General features: G+C 53.5%; 13 protein-coding genes and 1 tRNA gene. 4 read left to right on the top strand and 10 right to left on the bottom strand.

The features are described from left to right. Positions 1-138: 138 nt before the first annotated feature. Both glgP and EDC23_RS04320 read right to left on the bottom strand, forming a co-directional pair. On the bottom strand, positions 139-2,691 hold the full coding sequence (gene glgP / locus EDC23_RS04325) for an alpha-glucan family phosphorylase (protein ID WP_134081551.1): 2,553 nt from the start codon (positions 2,689-2,691) through the stop codon (positions 139-141). Positions 2,692-2,745: 54 nt separating this feature from the next. Next, positions 2,746-4,383: an alpha-D-glucose phosphate-specific phosphoglucomutase gene (locus EDC23_RS04320; protein WP_134081549.1), complete on the bottom strand. Its 1,638-nt coding sequence runs from the start codon at positions 4,381-4,383 to the stop codon at positions 2,746-2,748. Positions 4,384-4,728: 345 nt separating this feature from the next. Here EDC23_RS04320 and EDC23_RS04315 point away from each other — a divergent pair, with 345 nt between their 5' ends. Beyond that, on the top strand, positions 4,729-5,214 hold the full coding sequence (locus tag EDC23_RS04315) for an FKBP-type peptidyl-prolyl cis-trans isomerase (RefSeq protein WP_134081547.1): 486 nt from the start codon (positions 4,729-4,731) through the stop codon (positions 5,212-5,214). A gap of 111 nt (positions 5,215-5,325) precedes the next feature. Here EDC23_RS04315 and EDC23_RS04310 read toward each other — a convergent pair whose 3' ends face one another. The 7 genes from EDC23_RS04310 to EDC23_RS04280 form a co-directional block, all read right to left on the bottom strand. Next, positions 5,326-5,760, bottom strand: coding sequence for a SufE family protein (locus EDC23_RS04310; protein ID WP_134081545.1), 435 nt, complete (start codon positions 5,758-5,760; stop codon positions 5,326-5,328). Positions 5,761-5,781: 21 nt separating this feature from the next. Beyond that, positions 5,782-6,108, bottom strand: coding sequence for a HesB/IscA family protein (locus tag EDC23_RS04305; protein WP_134081543.1), 327 nt, complete (start codon positions 6,106-6,108; stop codon positions 5,782-5,784). A 13-nt stretch (positions 6,109-6,121) separates the two neighbouring features. Then, positions 6,122-6,502 carry an SUF system Fe-S cluster assembly protein gene (locus EDC23_RS04300; protein ID WP_134081541.1) on the bottom strand — a complete coding sequence of 127 codons (381 nt, stop codon included), beginning with the start codon at positions 6,500-6,502 and terminating at the stop codon, positions 6,122-6,124. Then, positions 6,502-7,860 carry a Fe-S cluster assembly protein SufD gene (sufD, locus tag EDC23_RS04295; RefSeq protein ID WP_134081539.1) on the bottom strand — a complete coding sequence of 453 codons (1,359 nt, stop codon included), beginning with the start codon at positions 7,858-7,860 and terminating at the stop codon, positions 6,502-6,504. The genes EDC23_RS04300 and sufD overlap by 1 nt, the downstream gene beginning before the upstream one ends. Continuing rightward, on the bottom strand, positions 7,857-8,609 hold the full coding sequence (gene sufC, locus EDC23_RS04290; RefSeq protein WP_134081537.1) for a Fe-S cluster assembly ATPase SufC: 753 nt from the start codon (positions 8,607-8,609) through the stop codon (positions 7,857-7,859). Before sufC ends, sufD begins: the two co-directional genes overlap by 4 nt. Positions 8,610-8,636: 27 nt before the next feature. Next, on the bottom strand, positions 8,637-10,085 hold the full coding sequence (sufB, locus tag EDC23_RS04285; RefSeq protein ID WP_134081535.1) for a Fe-S cluster assembly protein SufB: 1,449 nt from the start codon (positions 10,083-10,085) through the stop codon (positions 8,637-8,639). 769 nt (positions 10,086-10,854) lie between these two features. After that, positions 10,855-10,931 (bottom strand) — tRNA-Met (locus tag EDC23_RS04280). Between the two features lie 48 nt (positions 10,932-10,979). Here EDC23_RS04280 and EDC23_RS04275 point away from each other — a divergent pair. The 3 genes from EDC23_RS04275 to soxZ are packed head-to-tail and all read left to right on the top strand — an operon-like array spanning position 10,980 to position 12,083. Continuing rightward, positions 10,980-11,216, top strand: coding sequence for a hypothetical protein (locus EDC23_RS04275; RefSeq protein WP_134081533.1), 237 nt, complete (start codon positions 10,980-10,982; stop codon positions 11,214-11,216). Positions 11,217-11,256: 40 nt separating this feature from the next. After that, positions 11,257-11,727 (top strand): thiosulfate oxidation carrier protein SoxY, encoded by a 471-nt coding sequence (gene soxY, locus EDC23_RS04270; protein WP_134081531.1) that lies wholly within the window; start codon positions 11,257-11,259, stop codon positions 11,725-11,727. A gap of 41 nt (positions 11,728-11,768) precedes the next feature. Beyond that, the gene (gene soxZ / locus EDC23_RS04265) at positions 11,769-12,083 is read left to right on the top strand and encodes a thiosulfate oxidation carrier complex protein SoxZ (protein ID WP_134081529.1); all 315 of its coding nucleotides are present in this window, start codon (positions 11,769-11,771) and stop codon (positions 12,081-12,083) included. 288 nt (positions 12,084-12,371) lie between these two features. On the opposite strand, the gene EDC23_RS04260 is transcribed toward soxZ, so the two are convergent. Then, positions 12,372-12,839 carry a DsrE family protein gene (locus EDC23_RS04260; RefSeq protein WP_166668768.1) on the bottom strand — a complete coding sequence of 156 codons (468 nt, stop codon included), beginning with the start codon at positions 12,837-12,839 and terminating at the stop codon, positions 12,372-12,374. Positions 12,840-12,871: the final 32 nt, after the last annotated feature.

Below are 12,871 nucleotides of genomic sequence, written 5' to 3'. Positions count from 1 at the left end.
GCAACCTGACCTACATTGCTGCGACGTCGAATATTAAATGTCAAATATTGAACTTCAAGTCATCACTTTACACGTAATTCAACATTCAAGACTTAACATTAAAAATTATTTTATCTTTGCGCTTCTGCGTTAATACTCTCAGATCCAGAGCATATACCCCATTTCAAATGGATGGCTTAACAGCTCATGCCAGGGATATATTCGCAGTTTATAGTGATTCAGACCGGAATTATTCGGTTTGAGATACAATTCGAAAACATGCTCATCGTCCTGTAGCCCGGTATGCCTGAACTGGTGTTGTTCGGACGAGACGAACTCCCCACCGTCGTTTCTGCCTCCCACAACACATTCGACCACGACATCCTCCGGAACCAGGCCATTCAGTCCGGCATGCACCACGATGGGTAATGAATCGCCATCATGTATCTGTTGGCGAATATCATCGACACGTCGAATACTGACATCACCCCACTGTTCACGTACTTTTGTTTTCCAGTCAGAGAGCTTCCGGGCTGGCGCACAATCCTTCGCGGATAAACGTGAATACTGGTAACGTGCCGGGGCGTAAAAATTCTTCACATAGTCCACTACCATTCGCTGCGCATTGAAGCGTGGCAAGCAGCTTTTCATGGAGGCTTTCGACAGCTTCACCCAGCTGGACGAGTAGCCCTGACTTCCGTAGTCGTAATACAAGGGAATCACCTCGTTTTCCAGAATATCCAGCAAATCCGCGGACTCTTCCTGATCGCGTAGAGTGTCATCAGCATTACTGGCATGAGGATGAATCGCCCAGCCGTTTTCGCCATCGAAACCTTCGCCCCACCAGCCGTCCAGCACGCTCAGATTAATCACACCATTGATTGCGGCCTTTTGACCGGAAGTCCCACTGGCTTCGAGAGGATATTCCGGCGTATTGAGCCAGACATCGACTCCGGTAACCAGCTTGCGCGCCAGCGCCATATCATAACCTTCGAGCATGATAATCTTGCCAATAAACTCGGGGCGCAGGGAGTATTCATGTATCGTCCGGATCAGTTCCTGTCCGGGCTTGTCCCGGGGATGCGCCTTGCCGGCGAATACAATCATTACCGGACGTTTTGGATTGTTCAGCAATCGCGCCAGGCGTTGTAAATCGGAAAATAACAGGGCGGCACGTTTATAGGTCGCAAAACGCCGGGCAAACCCTATAACCAGAACATTTTGTTCCGGTTCACCGGTATAACTTGTCAGGCGTTTTAATTGTGCCTCACTGAACCCCGCGCGTTGAAAACGCCGACGAGTGCGTTTATTAACATCCTCCAGCATTTGTGCTTTCAATTCCTGGCGCAGACTCCAGTAACGATGATTGGGAATGGTATCGATACAATCCCAGAACGTCGGATTGTTCAGTTCACTGTGCCATTCCCGAAAACGCATATCAAAAAGGTTAACCCATTCACGGGCCAGAAAGGTGGGCACATGTACTCCGTTTGTCACATAGGAAATCGGATTTTCGTCAGGCGGTATCTGCGGCCAGACATAACCTTCCATACTTGAAGCCACACCACCGTGAATCCGGCTAACCCCGTTATGAAAACGTGATCCGCGTAACGCCAGAGCGGTCATATTGAAACTGGTGTTATTATTCGGTGACTGACCCAGCGCGAGAAATGTTTCCGGGTCAATGTTCAATGATTTTATGTAGTCCTTGAAGTAACGGGTCATTTGATCGGCTTCAAAGATATCATGGCCTGCCGATACCGGCGTATGCGTCGTAAAGACCGTCCCGGCCGCAACCAGCTCCAATGCACTATTGAAGTCCATGCCTTGATCAATGTATTCCCGACAGCGTTCCGGTATCTGAAATGCGGCATGCCCTTCATTGATATGCCAGATTGTCGGTTCAATGCCCAGTGCGCGCAATGCACGAACGCCGCCAATGCCGAGGACGATTTCCTGCTGAATACGCGTCGTGCTGTCGCCGCCATACAGCTGGAAGGTAATACTGCGATCCTCACTACTGTTCTCTTCCAGATCGCTGTCAAGAAGATACAGCAGGATATGACCGGCACGCGCCATCCACACCTTGAGCTTGACAGGTCGCGCCTCTATCTCCACCTGTACGTAAAATGCGTTACCGTCACTGTCGCAGGCCGGCTGAACGACCAGTTCGTCAAAATTGGTCGGCGTATACTGCGCCTGCTGACTGCCATTGCCATCGATAAACTGGGTAAAATAACCCTGTCTATAAAGAAGACCGACGCCGACAAATGGCACACCCAGATCGCTGGCGGCTTTACAGTGATCACCGGCGAGTATACCCAGCCCTCCGGAATAGATCGGGAAACTCTCATGCAGTCCGAACTCGGCACAGAAATAGGCAACCTGATCCGACTCCGGGTCAAGATGGGCAGTGATTGCCGGACTAACCCCTTTTTCATGGTAGGTGCGAAAGGAAGACATCACTCTCGAGTACTCTTCCATGAAAAGATGGTCCTTGATGGCTTCATCCAGTTTGTTCTGTGCAACGCGCCGCAAAAAGACCTTCAGGTTATGATTACAGGTCTCCCAGAGCTCATCATCCAGACGGTAAAACAGGCCGCGCACGTCGCGATCCCAGCTATACAAAAGGTCATTTGCCAGTTCCTCCAGGCCACGGAGTTTCTCCGGAATATTGGGTCGGACTTCCAGCTGGAATAGCGTCTCACTCATAAAGGGTTCCTTACCTTTTATCGTAAAGGTGAATTGTCGAACAAGTATAGAACATCATGTAATCACATTCGGGCCGCTTCGACCGGTTTTTTGGCAGACAGGAAGCAGGTTTTCTCCCACCTCCACCAGAGGTTGTAAAAATTCTTCCGTGGGCAGTTCCAGTTGACCGGTAGGCGGCTCATACTGTTCGAAATAGAGCCGCAGGGTGGCTCCATCGGTACCTGTACCCGACAGGCGCACCACTATCCGCGCCTGTTCACCAAAGAGAATGCGAATCCCCTGGTGCTCGCTGAGACTGCCGTCCACTGGATCCTTATAACAGAAATCGTCCGCCCGGGTGATGACAAAATCAGCAATTCGCTGTCCGGGTAATTCCGTCAGCTGTCCACGCAAATCGCTAACCAGCTGTTCGGCAATACTGCTGTCGATATTTTCATAATCATACCGGGCATAATAGTCCCGGCCATACTCTTGCCAGTGTGAGGCGACGATCGCCGCCACTGATTGCCTGCGCACCGCCAGCAGATTTAGCCAGAACAGAATCGCCCAGAGCCCGTCCTTTTCACGAATATGCCCGGAGCCCGTGCCGAAGCTCTCCTCCCCACAAAAAGTAATGCGTCCGTCATCCAGCAGGTTGCCGAAAAACTTCCAGCCGGTGGGCGTCTCGTAGCTGGTTACCTCCAGCCGTTCGGCAACCCGGTCAACCGCCCGGCTGGTCGGCATGGAGCGGGCCACGCCGAGGAGACCTTCACGGTAGCCGGGGATCCGATGCGCGTTGGCCACCATCACCGCGAGACTGTCGCTGGGGGTGACAAAAAACCGGCGGCCCAGAATCATGTTCCGATCACCGTCTCCGTCCGAGGCAGCACCCAGATCCGGCGCGCCGTTCTCCTGATTCATGATGGCCAGCAGCTGTTCGGCATGGGCCAGGTTGGGATCCGGATGCGCGCCACCAAAATCGGACAAAGGCTCGGCGTTAAGCAGACTGCTTTGCGGTGCGCCCAGGCGCTGTTGAAAAATCTCGCGGGCATAGGGGCCGGTTATGGCATGCATGGCATCATAGGCGATGTGCAGTTCACCGGCGGCAAACTGCTCGCGAATAAGTTCAAAATCAAACAATTGCTCCATCAGATCAGAGTAATCCCCGACCGGGTCGATAATCTCGATGCGACTGTCGCCAAACTGATAGGTTGCGCATTCATGAAGCGGTACGGGATCCAGTTCGGCAATATGGTATTGCTCGAGGCTGGACGCCAGCTGGTAAATCCGGTTGGTAAGCCTCTCCGGCGCCGGACCACCGTTACGGGTATTGAACTTGATACCGAAATCACCCTGCGGTCCGCCCGGATTGTGACTGGCCGAGAGAATAATGCCGCCATCGAGCTGATACTTGCGTATCAGCAGTGACGCCGCCGGCGTGGACAAATAACCGTGCTGTCCCACCACTATCCGGCGAAAACCGTTGCCCAGCGCCATGCGCAAGATGGTCTGAATCGCCGTGTCGTTGTAGTAGCGCCCGTCGCCGCCGATCAGCAGGCTGTGGCGCTGATCCGCAGCCAGACTGTCAAAAATCGACTGGGTAAAGTTCTCCAGGTAATGGGGCTGTTGAAAATGGCCCACCCGCTTGCGCAATCCCGAGGTGCCTGGCGCCTGATCCTTGTAGGGTGAGGTACTTACTGTTCTGGTCTGCATACAATCATCTCTGGCCGGGTGAATTTCAGAACCGGATCCGTACCGAATCCGAGAGCGCTTTATAGCACGATTCGGCCACAGGCAGTCTACCCGTACAGCCGCCAACAGGCTGTCTGAGCCCCGTGCCGGCCCTGCTCCGCGGGACCCGGGGGGTTCTTAACCCCGGAGACGGTTTTGCGCCGCTCCCAGGCCGCTCCCCCCCTGAAATCCGCTTCAGTCTGTGCTAGGATCACGCATTATTAACGCAATCGGGCTTCTTTCATTCCCACTTATCAGGCTCCCTGACCGTATTGGTGTTTGATCGACAGTACCTCCAAAAATCAACAGCATTTCCAAGGAATACCTATGCAAATCTCCGAAAACAAGGTCGTCACTATCGACTATACCCTCAAAGATGACACCGGCAACGTGCTGGATTCCTCTCAGGGCGGCCCGGGCCTGGCCTATCTGCATGGCGCCAGCAATATTATTCCCGGCCTGGAAAACGCCCTGGCAGGCAAGGCAGAAGGCGATTCACTCAACGTCAGTGTACAGCCGGAAGAAGCCTATGGTCAGCGCGATGACAGCATGATCCAGACCGTGCCGAATGACATGTTCGAAGGCACCGAAGTCCAGGTTGGCGCGCAGTATCAGGCCATGACCCCGGAAGGCCAGCCGCTCACCATCACCGTGATGGACATCAAGGATGACGGAGTGGTCATCGACGGCAACCATCCTCTGGCGGGCCAGAACCTGCACTTTGACGTGACCATCACCGAAGTTCGTGATGCCACCCAGGAAGAGCTGGACCATGGCCACGTCCACGGCCCCGAAGGCCATGACCACGGCTGACAGATCGACCATGACCATAAAAAAAGCCGGGCATTGCCCGGCTTTTTTTTCGGCTGTCGATTAATTCAGCAAGCACAAAAAGTGTAGTCTTCCGCCTTCGGAATGAGCTTCTCAGGCGGAGACTTGCTGGCTGGCCTTGAGTTCCCGAACCTGCTGTTTCATCAGGTCGACGATGGCATAGATACCGACATGGCGATTGGGTGACAGGTGTTCATCGAGCTTGAGCCTTTCAAAAAATTCGTCCACATCCAGCGCCTCGATCTCATCCGCCGTGCGATCCTCGACAAGCTGGATCAACAGGGCCAGTACGCCCTTGATAATGCTGGTATCGCAATCACCATGGAAACGAATCAGTTCCGGGTTATCCGGATTCAGATAGGCATGAACCCAGACCTGGCTCATGCAACCCTTGACCTTGTTGTCCTCAATACGGGCTTCTTCCGGCAGGGGCGGCAATTTTTCACCCAGCTCGGTCAGATATTGATAACGTTGATCCCAGTCACCCAGTATTTCAAATGTGTCGACGATATCGTCAAGTGACGTCATGCCTGCTCCTGTCGGTCGAAATCAGACGCTGAAGGACTCGCCGCAACCGCACATATCCTTAATATTCGGGTTACGAAACTCAAAACCTTCGTTAATGGCATTGGTTTTCATGTAGTCGATTTCAGTCCCGTCAATATTATCCAGGCTCTGCTTATCCACAACAACCTTCACACCATGACTTTCGAAGACAACATCGTCATCACTGACTTCATCGGCATAATCGACAACGTAGGCAAAGCCGGTACAACCCGATTTTCGGGTACCCAGACGCAGTCCGATTCCACTGCCACGCTTGCCGAGCATGGATTCGACGTGTTTGGCGGCACTTTCGGTTAATGCAACAGCCATAATTACCTCCTGTTTACAACAAGCCCAGGGTTAAACGTGCTTCTTCAGTCATGCGATCGATGGTCCACGGTGGATCCCAGACCAGCTCAACCTCGGCATCGTTAACACCTTCAACATTCTTGATGGTTTGTTCCACCTGTCCCGGCATGGAGCCGGCAACCGGACAACCCGGTGTGGTCAGGGTCATGGTGACAAAAACCTTGTTATCCTGGTCGATATTCACTTCGTAAATCAACCCCAGTTCATAAATATTCACCGGGATTTCCGGGTCGTAAATCGTCTTCAGCGCTTCGACGATTCGCTCTTCCAGGGGTGCGTCACTGTCTGCAACGGATGCACCGCCCCCGCTGCCTGTTTCAATTTGTGGCTGAAACAAAACTCGTCTGGCGCTCATTATGCCACCTCTTCAGCTTGCAACTGTTCACTGACTACCCGATCCAGCGCATTATGCAGTCTTTCATGTACATGCTGTCGCAAAGGCTCGATTTCAATGGTATCGATAATTTCATCGGCAAAACCGAGGCACAGCATTTTCTGGGCCATGGCGGTCTCAATGCCGCGTGCGCGCATGTAGTAGATCTGCTCCGGCTCAAGCTGGCCAACGCTGGTACCGTGACTGCATTTGACATCATCGGCATAAATCTCAAGCTGCGGCTTGGTGTCCACTTCAGCGTTTCGGGTCAGCATGAGATTGGCATTGTGCAGATGGGCATCACTCTTCTGGGCGTCTTTGGCAACCAGAATACGACCATCGAAAACGGCCCGGCCTTTGCCATACAAAATGCCGCGGAAATTCTCCTCACTGGCACAATGTGGTTTGGCATGATCGATATCCAGATGGAAATCGGTCAGCTGTTTTTCCCCCACTGTGTACAGTCCGTTGAGGCGGCACTCCGCTTCCTCATCGAGAAACTTGACCTTGTATTCGGTACGGGCCCAGGCACCACCCAGTGCCAGGGCCGTGCCACGATAGCGGCTCTGCTTCTGTTGAGAAAGAAACAGGTTACTCAGATGGTAAGCCTGACTGCTTTCATCCTGAACCCGATGATGTATCAGGGTCGCCGATTCATTGAGAATAATCTCGCTCAGATTATTGTTGAAATAAACGGACTGGCCGGTGCTGACAAAACGCTCGATCAGGGTCGCCTCACTGCCAGGCTCCATCACCACCAGATTACGCGGATGGGCAACCACGGCATCTTCCAGGGCCAGGCTCAGATACAGAACTTCGATGGGCTTGTCCAGCTTCACATTTGAATCAACATGAATAAAGACCCCATCGTTGATCAGAACGGTATTCAGGGCTGTAAACAGATGTTGAGAGTGGTTGGCCGTTTGCCCGAACCAGGTCGCCAGCAGATCCGGATCGGTCGTCAACGCCGCGCGCAGACTGCCGACGCGAACGCCGTCGGGTAATTCGCTGGTCTCGGAAAGATGCGGGACGCAACGGCCGTTGGCAAAGACCAGCCGGTAACAATCCATCTCCGGCAACAACCAGTCCTCCAGGTCCACCGATTGCAGTGCGGTGAACGGGTCGTTTACGGGCTGAAAATTCTGCTTCAACAGGCCATCAATGCTGGTATAGCGCCACTCTTCCTGCTTGCGATACGGTACCGGCAGGGTATTGATGGCCTGACGTGCCTGTTGCCGGGCATCGTCGAGCCAGCCGAGTTTTTCGCTCGGCAGATCGACCTGGCCGGAGTGCGCCAGATCTTCAAACCATTGACGGGACTGTTCGTTACCTGCACTCATGCGGCTGCTCCCTCTTTGAGCCAGCTGTAACCTTTCTCTTCGAGCTCATGCGCCAGTTCCTTGCCGCCGGAACGCACGATACGTCCTTCGGACAACACGTGCACATGATCCGGCTGGATGTAATCCAGCAGGCGCTGGTAATGGGTGACCAGGACCACGGAGCGTTCCGGGCTGCGCAAGGCGTTGACGCCCTCGGCAACAATGCGCAGTGCATCGATATCCAGACCGGAGTCGGTTTCATCCAGCAGTGCCAGTTTCGGCTCCAGCAGGGCCATTTGCAGAATTTCGTTACGCTTTTTCTCACCACCGGAGAAGCCGGCGTTGACACTGCGCTTGAGCAGTTTTTCATCCAGCTTGACCATTTTGGCTTTTTCCTTGACCAGCTGCATGAACTTGACTGAATCCAGCTCTTCTTCGCCGCGCGCACGGCGGATAGCGTTTAACGACTCTTTGAGAAACACCATGTTATTCACGCCGGGCAGTTCGACCGGATACTGCATAGCCAGGAATATGCCCTTGTGGGCACGCTCTTCGGTTTCCAGCTCCAGCAGGTCTTCACCCTCATACAGGATTTGTCCCTCGGTGACTTCATAGCCTTCGCGCCCGGAAAGGACGTAGGACAGGGTACTTTTACCGGAGCCGTTGGGACCCATGATGGCATGGACTTCGCCAGTACCGATTTCCAGGTTCAGACCGTTGAGTATCGGCTTGTCTTCGATACTGACGTGCAAATTCTTAATCGACAACATTTCGTTATCCTCCAAAACTTGACTGGGTTAACCGACGGCACCTTCCAGGGTGACGTTAAGGAGCTTCTGTGCCTCGACAGCAAACTCCATGGGCAATTCGTTGAATACTTCCTTACAGAAGCCGTTGACGATCATCGACACGGCGTCTTCTTCAGTCAGGCCGCGTTGCCGACAATAGAACAACTGGTCTTCACTGATTTTCGAGGTGGTCGCTTCATGTTCCATCTTGGCAGTGGGATTGCGCACCTCGATATACGGATAGGTGTGCGCGCCGCTGGTGTCGCCGATCAGCAACGAATCACACTGGGTGTGATTGCGGGCGTTTTCCGCCTTGGGCGTCATACGCACCAGCCCCCGGTAAGCGTTCTGACCATGGCCGGCGGAGATGCCTTTGGAAACGATGGTGCTCTTGGTGTTACGTCCCAGGTGAATCATCTTGGTGCCGGTATCGGCCTGTTGCCGACCCCGGGCCACAGCCACGGAATAAAACTCGCCGGTGGAGTCGTCGCCGCGCAGAATACAGCTGGGGTACTTCCAGGTGATGGCCGAGCCGGTCTCAACCTGGGTCCAGGAGATGTGTGAGCGTTCGCCGCGGCAATCACCGCGCTTGGTCACAAAGTTGTAGATCCCGCCCTTGCCTTCGGCATTGCCGGGATACCAGTTCTGGACCGTGGAATATTTGATCTTGGCATCGTCCATGGCGACCAGCTCGACCACCGCGGCATGCAGCTGGTTTTCATCGCGCATCGGCGCGGTGCAGCCTTCCAGATAACTGACGTAGCTGGCCTCCTCGGCCACAACCAGGGTGCGTTCGAACTGCCCGGTGTTGGCCTCGTTGATCCGGAAATAAGTGGACAGCTCCATCGGACACCGCACGCCCTTGGGAATGTAGACGAACGTACCGTCGGAGAAAACCGCGGCATTCATGCAGGCGAAGAAATTGTCCGTATGCGGTACCACGCTGCCCAGATACTGTCTGACCAGTTCCGGATAGTCCTGCACGGCTTCGGACATGGAGCAGAAAATGACGCCGGCCTCGGACAGTTTCTCACGGAAGGTGGTCGCGACCGAAACACTGTCGAATACCGCATCGACGGCGACCCCGGCCAGGGCCATCTGCTCTTCCAGCGGAATCCCCAGCTTGTTGTAGGTATCGATCAGCTCGGGATCGACCTCGTCCAGACTCTGCGGGCCGTCGCCAGCTTTTTTCGGCGCGGAATAGTAGGAGATGGACTGATAGTCGATCGGCGGATAGTTCAGATGGGCCCAGCTGGGCTGCTCCAGGGTCAGCCAGTGCCGATAGGCCTTGAGGCGCCACTCCAACATCCACTCGGGCTCATTTTTCTTGGCCGACAGGGCCCGAATGACGTCTTCATTGAGACCCGGGGGAAATGTATCGGACTCGATATCGGTAATAAAACCGTGTTCGTAGCCACGATCAATCAATTCATCCACTGTGTTGGGTGTCGCCGTCATCCTCGATAACCTCCGGACTATTTCCGAGTAATTTACTAGGTTTTATACTAACCTGATGATGAAATTTCAACGCCTTATCTTGTAAGGTTATATGTTGAGTATTTTACTTGGTTTTTCACCGGAAAGCAGCCTCACCAGGACAATTAATGCGATTTGTGGGCAACAGGCACCAATTTAAAGGCGAAGCTACCCTGCAAAAATCGAGGCATTGATCCGATTACAACAGAAAGCCCGACTCGACACAGGCACCGGCCCATGGAGATCGGCACTCCCGTCGCGAAATGGACGGACTATTTTACCTTGGGAACAGCATTATTGCGAACATACAGGCGGCTTTCATGCGCTTCGCACTGGCGCCAGCCCAGGCCGCGGCGCCCTCTTTAGTTTTCGCCCCGCCCTTTCAGGAATAACACACTAAAAATGCGAGATAAGGGAACAAACCCGACAGCCCGACAGCGAAAAGGCCGGAGAACCCGCCTTTTTCGATTGTTGGGTAGCGGGGAGAGGATTTGAACCGCTGACCTTCGGCCCTTATTCGATCCAGCGAGCCCGACGGCAGCGCAGCGTGTCGGGCTCGCTGGTTTTCTATCGGGCCGAAGGCATAAAAAAAGGCCGGGTCTCCGGCCTTTTTCGATTGTTTGGTAGCGGGGAGAGGATTTGAATCGCTGACCTTCGGCCCTTATTCGATCCAGCCGAGCCCGACGCGCCGGCGGGCTCATAACCCGAAGGCATAAAAAAAGGCCGGGTCTCCGGCCTTTTTTCGATTGTTTGGTAGCGGGGAGAGGATTTGAACCTCTGACCTTCGGGTTATGAGCCCGACGAGCTACCAGACTGCTCCACCCCGCAATCGATGGCGCGTAGTCTAACGACTACCCATATCCTTTTCAAGGAAAGATGCAAAAGTCACTGAATAAAAAAGAAATTTCCGCATTGCGCAGCGTCGCCGGCAGGACCGGGTCGCAAACCCTCAATGGGATCGATCGGTTCCCGGCCACACGGCGGATTCTGCAACCGGGCCGGGTGCACTTTGCAGCCTCCCTGCCCGGCCCGGTTAGCGGGGTCAAGCTATCTTGTTGTTTTTACTGGAATAAAAAAAATGGCACGAAAGCTGCTAAAGATAATTATCAATGATAAGCGCAGACTCGATTCACCATTTATGAGGATTAACTTTATGCAGCATACACGTCGTCTCTTCCTCAAGGGCACGATGGCAGCCGGCACCCTGGCAATCGCTGCGGGGGCCAATCTGTTGACGCCGGGCAAGGTCCTGGCGGCCTGGCCGGAAAAAGCCTTCACTGCCGAGAAAATGGACACCGCTCTGTCCGAACTGGTCGGGGGTACAGAACTGATCGAGAGTGACAAGATCACCCTCAAAACCCCGGATATTGCCGAAAACGGCGCGGTGGTCTCGGTGACAGTCCGGACCGAACTGCCCGATGCGGAAAGTATCTCGATTTATGTCCCGGTTAACACCTCCCCGTTGACGGCCAGTTATGAGCTGACTGACAAATTTGACGGGGAGATCAGCGGCCGTATCAAGATGGCCGAGACCTCCGATGTGATTGCCGTGGTCCAGGCCGGCGGTAAACTCTATTCCGCCAAAAGAGAGGTCAAGGTCACTCTCGGTGGTTGTGGCGGTTAAACGCCCCGTCAGTCAAAACAGATTTCAAGGAGTTCGTACTAATGGCAAACGACATCAAAATCCGCGCCTGGACCGAGGGCGACAAGGCCAATGTCAAGGCAATCGTCTTTCATCCCATGGAAACCGGTCTGCGCAAGGACAAGAAAACCGGCAAAAAAATCCCGGCGCATTACATTACCGAGGTTGTGTGTGAACACAATGGGAACACCGTCCTCAAATGCAACTGGGGGCCTGGCGTCTCCAAAAACCCATTCATCTCCTTTGGCTTCAAGGGCGCCAAAAGCGGGGACACTTTCACCCTCTCCTGGAAAGATAACCAGGGTAAATCCGCCAGTCAGGAAACCAAAATCAGTTAATCACAACCGTCTCTTCTTCAGGTGAAGTCAGGCGCACCTTCGGGTGCGCTTTTTTTCAGGTGCCAAGTTCTAAGTTCTAAGTTCTAAGTCCTAAGCCCTAAGGCTGGAGACTAAAAGCTGGATAACTGATCCAAAAATCAGCGTCATTTTCATTTCCGCACTAATCAAAGCGGTAGTGGAATTTGGATGGCTAGATAGAGGGGTAGATCACTGTTTCAGGTTTTTTTTCACCAGGACCTGGCACCTGGTACCTGAAAAACGGGCGCCATTGGCGCCCGTTTTTTTTATTTACGGCTTGACGTACAGATAGCCCTTCTGCTGCAGGTGAGCAACATGTGCAACACCTGAGGGAATAACTTCCGCATAAGTGTTGATCTTGTTTTTGTCGATCTTCTTGCCACGGATGGTGTTGGCGCAGATCTGGAATTTCACACCACGGTTGGCCAGACCGGCGACGGTATCTTCAAAGTTGTAAACGTTGCCGTTTTTATCTTTTTTACCCATGGCGCCGTCTACCAGAGAAAACGCGCCGCTGCTGTGAGTGACCACAATAACTTCGACGTTTTCATCTCCAGTCGCGTTCAAATGGTTCTTGACGTTACGCAGAGCACCGGTCGCCGTATGAATATTGTTCACATGGTAGACGACCTTTTGCTTGTCATAGCCGTTTTTGGCGCTGCCGGCCTGGGCGGTAAAGGCCAGACCCAGCAGGGAAACGCCCAGTACCAGGCTCGTTGAGAGATTCGATTTCATCATACTCATTCTCCTCATGATTTTAGAATCGTTAT

Source organism: Thiohalophilus thiocyanatoxydans, from assembly GCF_004366735.1.
In the GTDB taxonomy this organism is placed as follows: domain Bacteria; phylum Pseudomonadota; class Gammaproteobacteria; order UBA6429; family Thiohalophilaceae; genus Thiohalophilus; species Thiohalophilus thiocyanatoxydans.
Note: the sequence above shows the minus strand (reverse complement) of the source record. Positions and strands in the feature narration are given on the sequence as shown.